General features: G+C 61.0%; 13 protein-coding genes, 1 tRNA gene and 2 pseudogenes. 10 read left to right on the top strand and 6 right to left on the bottom strand.

Annotation, left to right across the window (positions count from 1 at the left end):
• Positions 1–5: 5 nt before the first annotated feature.
• Complete coding sequence (argB, locus tag EV286_RS15315) at positions 6–893, bottom strand: acetylglutamate kinase (protein ID WP_132957992.1); 888 nt, start codon at positions 891–893, stop codon at positions 6–8.
• 185 nt (positions 894–1,078) lie between these two features.
• On the opposite strand from argB, the pseudogene EV286_RS15320 reads away from it, so the two are divergent.
• Both EV286_RS15320 and EV286_RS15325 read left to right on the top strand, forming a co-directional pair.
• Positions 1,079–1,268: pseudogene (locus EV286_RS15320) on the top strand (RNA polymerase subunit sigma); the annotation flags it as partial.
• Positions 1,265–1,981, top strand: coding sequence for an anti-sigma factor (locus EV286_RS15325; RefSeq protein ID WP_132957993.1), 717 nt, complete (start codon positions 1,265–1,267; stop codon positions 1,979–1,981). The pseudogene EV286_RS15320 and the gene EV286_RS15325, both read left to right, overlap by 4 nt.
• Positions 1,982–1,994: 13 nt before the next feature.
• On the opposite strand, the gene yihA is transcribed toward EV286_RS15325, so the two are convergent.
• The 4 genes from yihA to rpmH all read right to left on the bottom strand — a co-directional run bounded on the left by yihA (position 1,995) and on the right by rpmH (position 5,179).
• On the bottom strand, positions 1,995–2,651 hold the full coding sequence (gene yihA / locus EV286_RS15330; RefSeq protein WP_132957994.1) for a ribosome biogenesis GTP-binding protein YihA/YsxC: 657 nt from the start codon (positions 2,649–2,651) through the stop codon (positions 1,995–1,997).
• A 177-nt stretch (positions 2,652–2,828) separates the two neighbouring features.
• Positions 2,829–4,622, bottom strand: coding sequence for a membrane protein insertase YidC (yidC, locus tag EV286_RS15335; RefSeq protein ID WP_132957995.1), 1,794 nt, complete (start codon positions 4,620–4,622; stop codon positions 2,829–2,831).
• The gene (gene rnpA / locus EV286_RS15340; protein ID WP_132957996.1) at positions 4,622–5,011 is read right to left on the bottom strand and encodes a ribonuclease P protein component; all 390 of its coding nucleotides are present in this window, start codon (positions 5,009–5,011) and stop codon (positions 4,622–4,624) included. Before rnpA ends, yidC begins: the two co-directional genes overlap by 1 nt.
• A gap of 33 nt (positions 5,012–5,044) precedes the next feature.
• Positions 5,045–5,179, bottom strand: a complete 135-nt coding sequence (rpmH, locus tag EV286_RS15345) for a 50S ribosomal protein L34 (protein WP_016552555.1) — start codon at positions 5,177–5,179, stop codon at positions 5,045–5,047.
• A gap of 397 nt (positions 5,180–5,576) precedes the next feature.
• Here rpmH and EV286_RS15350 point away from each other — a divergent pair, with 397 nt between their 5' ends.
• The 3 genes from EV286_RS15350 to EV286_RS15360 all read left to right on the top strand — a co-directional run bounded on the left by EV286_RS15350 (position 5,577) and on the right by EV286_RS15360 (position 9,794).
• Complete coding sequence (locus EV286_RS15350; RefSeq protein ID WP_165932853.1) at positions 5,577–7,571, top strand: methyl-accepting chemotaxis protein; 1,995 nt, start codon at positions 5,577–5,579, stop codon at positions 7,569–7,571.
• 424 nt (positions 7,572–7,995) lie between these two features.
• Positions 7,996–9,492, top strand: coding sequence for a HAMP domain-containing sensor histidine kinase (locus EV286_RS15355; protein ID WP_132957997.1), 1,497 nt, complete (start codon positions 7,996–7,998; stop codon positions 9,490–9,492).
• Between the two features lie 225 nt (positions 9,493–9,717).
• Positions 9,718–9,794 (top strand) — tRNA-Arg (locus tag EV286_RS15360).
• Between the two features lie 129 nt (positions 9,795–9,923).
• On the opposite strand, the gene EV286_RS15365 is transcribed toward EV286_RS15360, so the two are convergent.
• On the bottom strand, positions 9,924–10,136 hold the full coding sequence (locus tag EV286_RS15365; protein WP_132957998.1) for a hypothetical protein: 213 nt from the start codon (positions 10,134–10,136) through the stop codon (positions 9,924–9,926).
• Positions 10,137–10,475: 339 nt separating this feature from the next.
• On the opposite strand from EV286_RS15365, the gene EV286_RS31980 reads away from it, so the two are divergent.
• The 5 genes and pseudogenes from EV286_RS31980 (at position 10,476) to EV286_RS32495 (ending at position 13,103) form a co-directional block, all read left to right on the top strand.
• A complete protein-coding gene (locus EV286_RS31980) occupies positions 10,476–10,634 on the top strand; it encodes a hypothetical protein (protein WP_165932854.1) in 159 nt (52 codons plus the stop codon).
• An 81-nt stretch (positions 10,635–10,715) separates the two neighbouring features.
• The gene (locus EV286_RS15370) at positions 10,716–11,099 is read left to right on the top strand and encodes a hypothetical protein (protein ID WP_132957999.1); all 384 of its coding nucleotides are present in this window, start codon (positions 10,716–10,718) and stop codon (positions 11,097–11,099) included.
• Positions 11,100–11,413: 314 nt separating this feature from the next.
• A pseudogene (locus EV286_RS15375) lies at positions 11,414–11,596 on the top strand (DUF1214 domain-containing protein); the annotation flags it as partial.
• A 50-nt stretch (positions 11,597–11,646) separates the two neighbouring features.
• Positions 11,647–12,792, top strand: a complete 1,146-nt coding sequence (locus EV286_RS15380; RefSeq protein ID WP_245500711.1) for a DUF1254 domain-containing protein — start codon at positions 11,647–11,649, stop codon at positions 12,790–12,792.
• The gene (locus tag EV286_RS32495; protein WP_245500718.1) at positions 12,699–13,103 is read left to right on the top strand and encodes a DUF1214 domain-containing protein; all 405 of its coding nucleotides are present in this window, start codon (positions 12,699–12,701) and stop codon (positions 13,101–13,103) included. Before EV286_RS15380 ends, EV286_RS32495 begins: the two co-directional genes overlap by 94 nt.
• Positions 13,104–13,400: the final 297 nt, after the last annotated feature.

Raw genomic sequence — 13,400 nt, forward strand, 5'->3', positions numbered from 1 at the left:
GGGTGTCAGGGAACGATCAGCGTTCCCGCGCCGTGCTCCGTGAAGATTTCGAGCAGTACGGAATGCGCCGTCTTGCCGTTCAGGATGACGACACCCTGGACGCCCGCCTTGATGGCGTCGATGCAGGTCTCGACCTTCGGGATCATGCCGCCGGAAATCGTGCCGTCGGCGATCAGCGCGCGGGCCTGGGCGACGGAAAGTTCCTTGATGAGTTCGCCCTGTCTGTCGAGCACGCCCGGAACATCCGTAAGGAAGAGCAGGCGCGTTGCGTTGAGCGCACCGGCGATGGCGCCGGCAAACGTATCGGCGTTGATATTGTATGTAGCACCGTCACGGCCGGGAGCGACCGGTGCGATAACTGGGATCATCTCCGAGCGGGCCAAAAGGTCGATGAGTGTGCGGTCGACCTCAACGACTTCGCCGACGAAGCCGAGATCCAGCACGCGCTCGATATTGGAGTCGGGGTCCTTGACGGTCTTGTGGGCCTTTTCGGCGAAGACCATGTTGCCGTCCTTGCCGCACAGGCCGATCGCCCATTCGCCGGTCTGGTTGATGAGGGCGACGATCTCCTTGTTGATCGAGCCGGCAAGAACCATTTCGACGATCTCGACGGTCTTCTGGTCGGTAACGCGCAGACCGCCCTCGAACTTTGATTCGATGCCCATCTTGGTCAGCATCGCGCCGATCTGCGGTCCGCCGCCGTGCACGACAATCGGGTTGACGCCCGATTGCTTGAGAAGCGCGATATCGCTCGCAAACGCCCTGCCGAGCTCAGGATTGCCCATGGCGTGGCCGCCGTATTTCACGACGATCGTCTTGTTCTCGTAACGCTGCATGAAGGGCAGGGCCTGCGCAAGCAGCCGTGCCTGAGTTTCGCTTTCGGTCTCGATCATGGGATACCCCGCGGGAATCTGGTTGCGGCCTTTTATCTCAAGTTTTTGACAGATGGAATAAGCCGCGCCGATTTGCAGGGGTCGTTGGACGAAACCTTGATATGAGGCAGTCGCCGACGGGATCGACACCGACGGCGGCCTTGCCGGCCGCGAACTTGATGCGGAAGAGCCACGCGGTGCCGGGCGATGAGGGAAGGCGGATTGACAGCCGCATGGAAGAGTTGGAAGCTGATCGTGCGAGGGCAGTTCGAGGGAGCTCGCGTCGAGGAATTGAGCCACCAGGAACTGGCTGACCGGTTTGCTGTTCCGCTGAATAGGATGGGCATCTGGCTGCGCTGCAGCCTTCTGAAGTCGAGAGAGTGTATGGAACGATGACATCGTCCGATCAGAGCAAGGGAGGCCGGTCCGGCGACGAGGTGCTTGCGGGCGAGTATGTGCTTGGTGTCCTTTCCCTGCAGGACCGACGCATCGTTGAAGAGAGAATGCGGCGTGATCGGCAATTTGCTGCGATCGTGAGCCGGTGGGAAGAAAATCTCTCTGCCTTCAATGACGACTACGAGATCGTTGCACCGGCCCGCGAGACGTTCAAGCAGGTCGAGTCCCGTCTCTTTATCCAGCCTGAGGCGATCCCGCGTCGCCCGCCAGGGCTTTGGAGGTCCGTTATTTTCTGGCGGTCCCTCACATTTCTTTCCGCAGCGGTCGCGGCCGTTGCCATCGTTGCGGCCTCGGGTAGCTTCCGCTCGCCGCAGGCGCCCGCTCTCATCGCCGAACTAGCGGGGCAGAACAGTCAGATAAGTCTCCTTGCCTCCTACGATTCGCAAAGCGGCAGGCTGAGGATCGTCCCGGTCGCCATCGGCGCACAGGGCGAGAAATCCCTGCAGCTCTGGCTCGTACCCGGCAGCGGTCCACCGAAGTCGCTTGGCGTCTTCGAACCCGATCGAAGCGGACAGCTGGTCGTTCCATCTTCGATGCGCAGCAGCGTGTCGGACGGCGCGACGCTTGCCGTCAGTGTCGAACCGCTTGGCGGCTCGCCGACAGGTCAGGCGACCGGCCTCATGATTGCCACCGGAACGGCACACCGGCCGTAGTCCGGCACCCCTTTCAAGTCGGCTGGCGACCGGCGATCGTTTCGACGATCGCGTCACGCAATTCGTCCAGCCCATCGAATTTTTCCGACGAGGTTGCAAGAACGGCAGGGTAGGCGGCGGGGCGCTTGCGGATCTTCTCCGACGTCTCGGCGAGGAGCCGTGGAAGGCCCGCTTCCTTGATCTTGTCGGTCTTCGTCAGGACGATCTGGTAGGAAACGGCTGCCTTGTCCAGCAGCGACAAAACCTCCTCGTCGTTCTTCTTGATGCCGTGGCGCGAGTCGATCAGCACGTAGACGCGCTTGAGCGTGGCCCTGCCGCGCAGATAGTCGAAGACCAGCTTCGTCCAGGCGTCGACCTGCTCCTTGGGTGCCTGCGCGTAGCCGTAGCCCGGCATGTCGACGAGCGCCATCGGCGGCAGGTCGCCTGCCTCGCCGGAATAGCCGTCGGGAACGAAATAATTGAGTTCCTGCGTCCGCCCCGGCGTGTTCGACGTCCGCGCGAGCCCCTTCTTGCCGACAAGCGCATTGATCAGCGATGACTTGCCGACATTGGACCGGCCCGCAAACGCCACTTCCGGAGGTCCCTCCGGCGGCAGGAACTTCAGCGAAGGCACGCCCCGGATGAAGATCCATGGCTGTTCGAAAAGTGGCTTGTCGGTCTTTTTCGTCATTCCGCCTCTTCCAGCGCTTTTGTGGTCCGTTGCGCCCATGGCATTTCAGGTTTCAGGCAAGCTTGTCAACCGGCCGTCCCGCGGGGCCATGACCGGCGGCAGAGACGTTCCTCGGCGAATTTGCGATGCTCCGTAAAGAAAAGGCCCCGGAAACTCTCGCTCCAGGGCCCTGTTCCGCTATTTCGAAGGCGCCGGCTTTCGTCGGAAGAGGCCCTTCATATTGTCGAAGAGTTCGACCTTCACGCCATGGCGCTTCATGATCACGGCCTGCTGGATGACGGAAAGCGTGTTGTTCCACGCCCAGTAGATCACGAGACCCGCCGGGAAGCTCGCCAGCATGAAGGTGAAAACCAGCGGCATCCAGTTGAAGATCATTGCCTGCGTCGGATCGGGCGGCGTCGGGTTCATGCGCATCTGCAGGAACATCGTGAAACCCATGATGATCGGCCAGACGCCGAGGTGCAGGAAGGTCGGCGCGGTGAAGGGCAGCAGGCCGAACAGGTTGACGATCGTCGTCGGATCGGGAGCCGAAAGGTCCCGGATCCAGCCGAAGAACGGCGCGTGGCGCATCTCGATGGTGATGTAGATCACCTTGTAGAGCGAGAAGAAGATCGGGATCTGCAGCAGCACCGGCCAGCATCCGGCGATCGGATTGATCTTCTCTTCCTTGTAGAGCTGCATCGTTGCCTGCTGCAGGCCCATGCGGTCGTCGCCGAACTTGGCCTTCAGCTCCTCCATCTTCGGCTGCATGCGCTTCATGTTCGCCATCGAGGCGTACTGTTTGCTGGCCAGAGGGAAGAAGAGTGCCTTGACGACGATGGTCGTGCAGAGGATCGCGACGCCGAAATTGCCGAAGTAATGGAAGAAGAAGTCCATCAGCTTGAACATCGGCTTGGTGATGAAATAGAACCAGCCCCAGTCGATCAGCCGGTCGAAGCGCGGGATGTTGTACGAGGCCTCGTAGCCGTCGATGACCGGAACGACCTTGGCGCCGGCAAAGACGAGATTCTTGAGTTCGACCGACTGTCCGGGCGCAAGCGTGAAGGCGTCGTCCTTGTAGTCGGCCTGGTAGCGCGGCTGGCCGTCAGTGAAGTGCGAGAAGCGCGCCTCATAGGCCGACTGCTGCGGCGGGATGATCGTCGCTGCCCAGTACTTGTCGGTGATGCCGAGCCATCCGCCCGTTGCCTTCGGCGGCGTGACGGCTTCCTTCTCAGCGGCGGAATACTTGGTTTCGATCAGGCCGTCTTCGCCGATAACGCCGATGAAGCCTTCATGCAGCACGTAGACGGAGGGCGTCGTCGGCTTGTTGAAGCGCGTCACCCGGCCATAGGACGAAAGTGAAACCGGTGCCTGCCCGGTATTCTCGATCCTGTCGGCGACCGTGAACATGAAATGATCGTCGACAGAGATCGTGCGGGTGAAGGTCAGTCCCTTTTCATTCGTATAGGTCAGCGTAACCGGCGTCTTGTCGGTGAGCTTGGCACCCTCCGGGGCTGTCCAGAGGGTCGATGGACCGGGAACGCTGCCGGTCGCATCGGTGCCGACATAGCCGAGTTCGGTGAAGTAGCCGTCCGCGGTATCGGCGGGGCTGAATAGCGTGATGATCGGGCTGCTCTTGTCGACGGTCTCGTGGTAGTCCTTGAGCCTCAGGTCGTCCAGGCGAGCGCCGGCGAGGTTGATCGAGCCGGAAAGGGCGGGCGTATCGATGATGACGCGCGGCGTCTTGGCGAGTGCCTGTTCGCGCGTTTCGGTCGCAGCTGCCTGGCCTGACGGGGCCGTGGCGCCTGGCTGTGCCGCCTGTCCGTCGGCTGCAGGCGTCTTGACCTGCTCAATGGTCTGCTGCTGCGCCTTGCGGGCCTCATCGATTTTCCGCTGCGCTTCGATGCGAGGATTCATGTAGAGGAATTGCCATGCGAGGACGATCAGCACCGAGAGAGCGATCGCAATGAAATAATTGCGGTTGTTTTGCATCATACGTTCCTGGGGCGCTCGTCCTTGGAGCGCGTGTGTTTCGGCCGTGCCTTTATGCGGGTGGAAAGCTGGTCGGCCAACTCCTTGAAGGGTGCCGTCAGAACGTCCCTTCGCGCGACAACCACATAGTCGTGTCCGGGCTGCATTGCAAACCCGCCGTGAAGCCGCACCGCTTCTTTCAGCCTGCGCCGCATGCGGTTGCGCTCCACTGCATTCCCGTGTTTCTTGGTAACAGTGAAGCCGATCCGGGCTTCGCCTTCGGGTTCGTGCCGGTCAAGCACTTCCAGCAGGAAGAAATTTCCCCTGCGTTTCTCGCCGTTCCGCACGGCAAGAAACTGCGGCCGGCCTTTCAGCCGCCCGACAGTCTTTTTCAGATCATTCTGTGCCATTCGCCCGCCATCGCATATCGGGCAAATCCGGCGTCAGGCCGAGAGACGCTTGCGGCCACGAGCGCGGCGGGCCACGATGACCTTGCGGCCGCCCTTGGTGGCCATACGTGCACGGAAACCGTGACGGCGCTTGCGAACAAGCTTGGATGGTTGATAGGTACGCTTCATTTATTTAAACACCGCGGAGTGCGGCCCTTCTTAAGTTTGCGCTGTGCAAGGAGCGTTTGTTTTTCGCACCGGTCGGCCTGTCGAAACTGGCTTTATGGCCGGACGTGCGGCGGCTTATACGTATCAAGCCCTCAGAAGTCAATTATACCGGCGCGATTCACCGATTTGCCGGCGCACAAGGCAAAATATCGCACATCGGTGTTAATTTTTATTGGTGCCTATCAACGGTTGATTTTTCCCCAAGGAATGTGGCTATGCCGCAGTAACTACAGGTAATTTCTTATAGTAATGAATGCGAACATAAGAAATACAACATTAATAATTTTGGCCGAGGTTTAGCCAGTCGGCTGGGAATTTGCTTTCCGGGCTCTTGTTCGAACCTAAGGGAGGCACTCCTTTGAAAATCCGCGGTAAGATCAATCTGCTTGTTTCGGTCATGGGCGGCGCTGCGCTGCTCATTGGCGGAACGGCGCTTTATGCAATGAAGCAATATGATGCCAAGCTGGTCGCCTATGAGCAGACCGCAGCCCGGGCCTATGCCGGGGAACGGCTCAATCGGTTCGTGACTGCAACGGTCATGGAAGCGCGCGGAATCTATGCCGCAAAGGAGATCAAGGACACCGGCGCCTTCGCCAAGGGCCTGATGACCGATCTCGACCAGATCGACCAGATCATTGCCGATTGGGCGCCGCTCGTGCCGGAAAGCCAGAAAGGCACCTTCGGCAAAATGGTCGATCGCGCCAAGGAATTCCGAACTTTCCGTACGGAGACGGCGCGTCTCGGCACCGAAGTCGGCCCGGCGGCGGCCAACGAGCAGGGCAACAACGATGCCAACCGTGCCAACCGCAAGGCCTTCCAGGCCGAAATCGATGCCATCGTGACGGCCGACAAGGCCGAGCTGCAGGTCGTGGACGCGGAAATCGAACGCTTCCGGAACTCGATCTTCTGGCTGGTTCTGAGCATTACAGGGATCGGTATCGCGGCCGGCGTCGGCATGGGCTTCTACGTGGGCACGATCCATCTCAGCCGGCCGATCAAGAAGGTGACGCACACCATCAAGGAAGTCGCCGAGGGCAATTTCGACGTGGATGTGCCTTATGCGGGCCGGAGCGACGAGATCGGCGACATGGCTGCCGCCGTTGCCGTCTTCAAGGAAAATGGCCTGGCAATCCGCCGCATGAACGAGCAGGAAGCGGCGATGCGCGCCAAGAGCGACGATCTCCAGTCCAGCATGTCCCTCGTCGTCGCGGCAGCTGCGGCAGGTGATTTCGGCCGCCGCATCGAAAAGCACTACAACGACGAAAATCTCGACCGTTTCGCCAGCAACATCAACGAGCTGCTCTCGGCCGTCGATGTCGGCATCACCGAAGTCAAGCGTGTCATCGCAAGCCTTGCGGACGGCGACCTCACGCAGTCGATGCGTGGCAGCTTCCGGGGCTCGTTCGCGGAGCTTCAGAGCAATGTCAACAGTACGCTCTCGACCCTCCAGGACACCATGCGCCAGGTCCGAGACACCACGGAGGGCATCAACGCCAATTCGGCGGAACTCCGTTCGGCAAGCGACGACCTCTCGAAGCGGACCGAGCAGCAGGCCGCGGCCCTCGAGGAAACCTCGGCCGCTCTCGACGAGATCACGGCAGTGGTGCAGAACTCCAGCGGACGTGCGCAGGAAGCAAGCGTCATGGTCTCCGAGGCGAAGGAGAATGCCGAGCGGTCCGGCGTGGTCGTCCGCAACGCGGTCGATGCCATGGGTCGCATAGAGCAGGCGTCGCAGGAAATCAGCCAGATCATCAACGTGATCGATGAGATCGCCTTCCAGACGAACCTCCTCGCATTGAATGCAGGCGTCGAGGCGGCCCGTGCCGGGGAGGCCGGCAAGGGCTTCGCGGTCGTTGCCCAGGAAGTCCGCGAACTGGCGCAGCGCTCCGCGACCGCCGCCAAGGACATCAAGGCTCTCATCACCAAATCGGGCGGCGAGGTCCAGGTGGGCGTGAAGCTCGTGCAGGCCACCGGCGAGGCTCTTAGCGAGATCGAAGCCCGCGTCCTCAAGATCAACGACCACATCCATTCGATCGCAACGGCAGCACGCGAACAGTCGACCGGCCTGCAGGAAGTGAACACCGCCGTCAACCAGATGGACCAGGTCACCCAGCAGAATGCGGCGATGGTGGAAGAGACCTCGGCGGCGACGCACAAGCTCTCCGCCGAGGCAGATGGCCTGCTGAGCCTTGTCTCCCGCTTCAAGGTGGCGGCCGGTGGGGCACCCGTGGCCGCTGTCGCGCGCCACCAGGAGCATGCCCCGGTCGCCTCTCCCGCACGCCGCATGATGGGAAGTGTCGCCCGCGCCTTCTCCGGCGGAAATGCCCAGGCGCAGGCCTGGGAAGAGTTCTGATCGTCGGCTTGTCCGAGGTTATCGCGAAAGGCGCCGGGAACGGCGCCTTTTCGTTTCCGGGAATGCACCCTGGCGTCGATCGGTCGCTGCTCGCGGGAAGCGTCCAAGACCGGGGATGCCAGCAAAAGAGTGGGAATTGCCAAGATAATCACCGGCCCGCGAGAGAGGATGCCATCCGCATCAATTGTTGGTGAAGTCGCCGGCATGAAGAGCCCGACTGCAACCAAGGCGCCGGAAATGCTGGAAAAGCATTATCCGCTTCGGCAGCCTTGCCCCGCAGGTTCGGAGATTGGAAAGCGTGTCGCGATCTCTTATGATACCCACTGGCGCGCGGATCATGGATTCGCTTCGCCAGGTACTCGCCCGTCCGGTTGGACGGCGGGGCACGGATGGTCGGGCAATCCGGGATGAAGGTGATTGAAGTATGGACCCGGTTGACGAGCAGAACAGCACGAAGGAGACAGGCGAAGCCACGACAGAGCGGGCTGCCGGTATGTTCACGGGATTATCGGGCAAGCTTCTCTGGCTGACTGTCGTCTTCATCATGTTCGCCGAGGTACTGATTTTCGTTCCGTCGGTTGCCAACATGCGGCTGCGCTGGCTGGAGGACCGCCTCAACACGGCGGCAGCGGCCGCGATCGTCATCGATGGCCTGCAGCCGATCGAGCTTCCGCGCGCCTTGCAGAAGGAGACGCTGGAGGCGACGGGGACCAAGGCCATCGTCCTGCGCAAGGACGGAACCTCCCGTCTGCTCGCAATGTCCAGCATGCCGACTTCGGTCGACGAGCAGTATGATCTGACGTCCGTCACGCCTCTGACGGCAATCCGCGATGCACTGGACACGTTGATCTTCGGTGGCGGCCGCATCATCCGCGTCTTCGGGCCTGTCGGCGACACGAACACCGGCGTGGAGGTCGTGCTCAAGGACAACAACCTCCGCAAGGCGATGTTCGCCTATGCGCGCAATGTCTTCTTCCTTTCCATTCTCATCTCACTCTTCACCGCGACGCTGATCTTCTTTGCGATCAACCGCATGATGATCGTGCCGATCCGCCGGCTGACCGGAAGCATGCAGGAGTTTTCGAGCGATCCGGACGATCCCGAGCGCGTCTTCAAGGCGGATAGCGGGCGGGACGAACTTTCTGTCGCCGGACGCCATCTTTCCGCGATGCAGGCGCAGCTGCAGAAGACCTTGAAGCAGCAGAAAAACCTTGCCGCTCTCGGGCTCGCGGTCTCCAAGATCAATCATGACATGCGCAATATCCTCGCCTCGGCGCAGCTGATGTCCGATCGCCTCGTTCGCGTCGACGACCCGATGGTGAAGAGCTTCGCCCCGAAGCTCCTGCGCACGATCGACCGCGCCGTGGGATATACCAACGAGGTCCTTTCCTTCGGCAAGGCTACGGAATCCGCACCCCGCCGGCGGCGGCTCCTGCTTGGCGATCTGATGCAGGAGGTCAAGGATATCCTTGCGATCGATCCGGAAAGCGACATCGAGTTTCTGGAGCAGATCCCGAATGATCTCGAGGTGGATGCGGATGGCGAGCAGCTTTTCCGCATCATCTACAATCTCTGCCGCAATGCCTACCAGGCCATGGCCGCCTCGGATGGCGAAGATCCGCTTCGTCGCATCACCGTCTCTGCCAATCGGATGGGAAGCGTGGTCAGTATCACCGTCGACGATACGGGTCCGGGCATGCCGCAGAAGGCGAAGCAGAACCTTTTCACTGCCTTCAGGGGGGCTGCCCGCTCCGGCGGTACGGGCCTTGGCCTTGCCATTGCCCGCGAACTCGTGCTCGCCCACGGCGGCACCATCGCGCTCGTGGAAAAGCCCGCGGCAGGCACGCAGTTCAGGATCGAAATTCCCGACCGGCCTGTCTCGCTCAATGATTATCGCAGCCGTACGCGCCACGAAAAATAACGCGAAACCGCGTTCTCGCCGATCCATTGCAAGCCACGATGAACAGCTTCAACAGGGCGCAACGCCTTGAATCTTCGGCTGATCTGCTCCGCGGTCGATGCCCGTTGCCGGCGCACTCATGGCGGCGGAGGAAAATTGCTCTTTTTTCCGAAAGGCTCTTGCATTCCCCGGACGGACGCTTTAGAGGATCGCCCACGCAAACGGTCTGGAACCGCTTGACGATACGCACCCGTAGCTCAGCTGGATAGAGCACCAGACTACGAATCTGGGGGTCAGGAGTTCGAATCTCTTCGGGTGCGCCATTCTTCCTAAAACTCTTCTGAGCTTGCGGCGGCCGCTTCTTGTACGATGCCGGCCATAGAGGACGCATCGTCGATCATCTCCGGTGCTGCACCGCTGCACTCGTTGCGACGCGACCAACTCACCTTCGCCTAGCTTCCGCGGCGCCGCATTGATGATATGAGATAGCCCAATGCAAGCGTCATGGCGGCGACTGCTATTCCGGTGCTGATCACACCCGCCGGCGTTATTCTGGCACTGCCTTGCAAGGTAATGTGTTTTCCCACGCGCAGATCGAAAGTGGATTTGATTTCCTCTGGGTGTGAGGGGACTGCGGTCGGAGACTCCTCCTGAATGACTGTCATTTTGAAGCTCCGTTGCAAATGCGCCGCCTGATACCCACCCCAAGATGGGTGGATGCTACGGTAACATAGCAGTTCGCAGATTCATCTCGTCCGGCGCGCCAAAATTCCACCAATCCAGAACGAGGCTGGGCTCAGAGCCGCCATTCGCCCGAGCGGACGCTGAGCGAATCCAGCCGGGATGAACCCTCATCGCCATGCCAAACCAGAAGGCGGCGCGGTTCGGCGGGCGTAGCGGCGATGGTAATTCCGGTGCGCATCCGCCATACTCCGCAGCAAGCGCCCCGGAGTTCTGACCTGGACGGTCGACGGCAAGCTGTTCGATATCGGTCCGGGGCAGGCATGGTCACACCCGCCGTGATCGGTCCGCCGTTTTTCCGCGAAGCCGCCGAGGTGATTAATGCGGCGGCCGATGGCCCACCTGATGCGACAAAGCTGGTGGCGATCATGCGTGTGCACGGTCTGATACCGGCTGTTGCGCTATCTCAGGCCGCGCGGTGAGCACGACCATGGGTCGCAAGCGGCTGATTGTCCGTTGTGCGACGAGGTGTTGAGCAAGTTTCGAAGCGTCAGGAGGCAAAGATGCCACGCGTAACACTGGTCGGGTTTGACCCGCAGACAGTCGATTTTTCAGATCCGGCTTTCCCGCCGGGAATGAACGCAGAAAAGATAAATGCCGGCATCGCGTTGGCACTGGAGCAGATGAAGGAACGGGGATGGGAAGGTGATTTCTGCCCGATCCGTCCCGACGAAACGGCCGGGCAGACCGTGGAGCATCACCTGGCTTCCGCAGACTATGCGTGCGTCGTCATCGGCGCCGGGGTTCGTCTGCCTCCCAAAGGACTTGCGCTGTTCGAGGCGGTCGTCAACGCGGTGCATCGCGCGGCTCCGGGCGCCACAATCGCTTTTAACACACGGCCCGACGACAGCGCCGACGCCGCCGCCCGATGGCTGCCGCCCGATTGAACGCGGCCGGGCGGATTTCGAAGGCTCCAACTCGCTACACAGCAGAAATTTCGACAGTCAGATTTGGTTCCTGCCAAGCTAGGTAGAAATGGCAATCACATAGGAGCGCCGAGTTTCATCTCGTCCAGCGCGCCATTCTTCGACGATTGCGGGACAAAACTGGGCACCGAAACCCCCTCCACGCGACGTCGACATACGCGGATACACCCCATTGCCTACTGATCTTTTTGGGAGCTTAATCGGCTTGCAACTCCCCGTGGTAGGAATTCGCCGATCGTCGGACACCCACGCAGGCTGGCGGCTTTAGCGCCGCCGATCTTGAGAGGAACGCTGACGGCTCGGTCAGCGTCTGGTTCGGACCGAAGGCACCGGAAGGCAAGGAGGCAAACTGGGTTCCGACCGACCCCGATCGCCGCTTCGACCTCATGTTCCGGTTCGTTGCGCCGGCCAGGGCGGGGGTGTGGAGGTTGCTGGAGGTCGCGAAGACGCCCGTTTAGGCAGTGCGTGAAAAATCGTTGCGCCAAAAGACAACAGGGAGGACCAACCGATGCGGAAGACTCTGATCGCGATTGTTCTGGGCGCCGTGCTTGGCGCCACTGCCGGGCTTCCAGCGAATGCTGAGGATCTTTCTCCCTCTCTCCTATGGGGCCGCGCGATGCCGCCTGGTCCCGACGCACGGGTCAAGATCACCGAGCCTTACGCCCGCATGGTCGCGCGCGACGCCTATTTCTGGGCTTGGCCGATGCTCAATATCTATAACAAGCGGCTCGGTTTCGGTCAGGCGCCGGAGCCGGGCTTACTGGACGGTATCTTGCCTTTCGCGCCCGTCAATCGGCTTGCGATGCTCACGGACTATATCGATCCGGCGGAACGCGCGGTCGCTTGCCCGAACCAGGACGTCGCCTATGGCGGCGGCCCGCTTGGGCTCGATGTGAGTCCCGTCGTCATCCAGGTTCCGGATTTTGGCGATCGCTTCTGGGTCTATCAGATTGTTGATCTGCGCACCGACAGCTTCGCTTCACTCGGCAAGATGTATGGCACGACGCCCGGCTTCTATCTGCTCGTCGGACCAAACTGGCATGGCAATGTCCCAAAGGGCATCACCCGGGTGTTTCGCTCGACGACCAATACAGGCTTCGTCGCGCCGCGCGTCTTCGTCGATGACACTCCAGACGACAAGCGCGCGGCCCAGGGCGCGATCAGTGGCATCGACATGTATCCGCTCGCCGAGTTTGACGGAACGATGAAGCGCCACGACTGGAGCAAGCTGCCAAAGTTCCCGTCGCCAGGCTCGGGTGGCGGCGCGGAAACCAAATGGGTGTTTCCCGACAAGTTCATAGATCAACTGCCTCTCGTCCTCGCCGATGCGCAGCCGCTGCCCGGCGAAGAAGCGCGTTACGCGCAAATGCTGGCCGTCGTCGAGGCGACGAAAATGGATCCGGCGCTCAAGAAGGCCGTTATTGACGAGGCGACGAGGTCGCGCCCCTGCTTCAGTTCCGCAACTGGGGACTGCGGCTGCCGCATAATTGGAGCACCACCTCCAACAACGCCGCCTTCGGGACCGACACGTTCACCCGCACTGCGGTCGCCAAGTCCAACATCCTCGTCAACGCGCCGCTCGAAACCAAGTATTTCTATCAGGACCTCGACGCTGCGGGCGCGCGGCTCAACAGCGCCAACCGCTATACAGTGACCTTCGCCAAGGACCAAACCCCACCGGTGAACGGTTTCTGGTCGCTCACGCTCTATGACGTCGAGCACTTCTTCGCGCCGAACGATCTCAATCGATATTCGGTCGGCACCAAGAGCAAGACGCTCCTCGCCAACGCCGACGGCTCGCTTACGATCTACGTGCAGGCCGATCCGCCGCCGGAGGCGCAGCGTGCGAACTGGCTGCCGGCGCCGAAGGGAGCCGACTTCTCGCTCTATATGCGCGCCTACTGGCCGAAGACCGCGATCATCGACGGCTCATGGACGCCGCCCGCGGTGCAGCGCATGGACTGAGCTGCAATATCCGCTCTGGCGAATTCCTTTCGTGCTTGGGACCGATCCCAAGGGTCGATTGCGGGCCAATGCTCCATCGCTCGTGAACTCACATGCAACCGTAATTGTCAGACAAATTGGCGCCTTCGCGCCTTGCGATAGAAAATCACGGCGCCGGGCAAAACAAATCCCCTAAAGCGAGTGTCTTCCTTGCTTTGTGCGGCTGGCATCGTATTGTCTTAGGGTGAATTCCATGGAAGTGGTTTGAGTTTTCCGTCGTGCCGACACCCCTCCGCCTAGCGAATGAACGGCTGTCGG

This window comes from Rhizobium sp. BK251 (assembly GCF_004345245.1).
Lineage (GTDB): Bacteria > Pseudomonadota > Alphaproteobacteria > Rhizobiales > Rhizobiaceae > Rhizobium.

Coding starts and splice junctions, on each gene's coding strand:
- EV286_RS31980 (WP_165932854.1), top strand. CDS start 10,476: ATGGTCACACCCGCCGTGATCGGTCCGCCGTTTTTCCGCGAAGCCGCC.
- argB (WP_132957992.1), bottom strand. CDS start 893: ATGATCGAGACCGAAAGCGAAACTCAGGCACGGCTGCTTGCGCAGGCC.
- rpmH (WP_016552555.1), bottom strand. CDS start 5,179: ATGAAGCGTACCTATCAACCATCCAAGCTTGTTCGCAAGCGCCGTCAC.
- yidC (WP_132957995.1), bottom strand. CDS start 4,622: ATGCAAAACAACCGCAATTATTTCATTGCGATCGCTCTCTCGGTGCTG.
- yihA (WP_132957994.1), bottom strand. CDS start 2,651: ATGACGAAAAAGACCGACAAGCCACTTTTCGAACAGCCATGGATCTTC.
- rnpA (WP_132957996.1), bottom strand. CDS start 5,011: ATGGCACAGAATGATCTGAAAAAGACTGTCGGGCGGCTGAAAGGCCGG.
- EV286_RS15325 (WP_132957993.1), top strand. CDS start 1,265: ATGACATCGTCCGATCAGAGCAAGGGAGGCCGGTCCGGCGACGAGGTG.
- EV286_RS15380 (WP_245500711.1), top strand. CDS start 11,647: ATGCGGAAGACTCTGATCGCGATTGTTCTGGGCGCCGTGCTTGGCGCC.
- EV286_RS15370 (WP_132957999.1), top strand. CDS start 10,716: ATGCCACGCGTAACACTGGTCGGGTTTGACCCGCAGACAGTCGATTTT.
- EV286_RS15365 (WP_132957998.1), bottom strand. CDS start 10,136: ATGACAGTCATTCAGGAGGAGTCTCCGACCGCAGTCCCCTCACACCCA.
- EV286_RS15355 (WP_132957997.1), top strand. CDS start 7,996: ATGGACCCGGTTGACGAGCAGAACAGCACGAAGGAGACAGGCGAAGCC.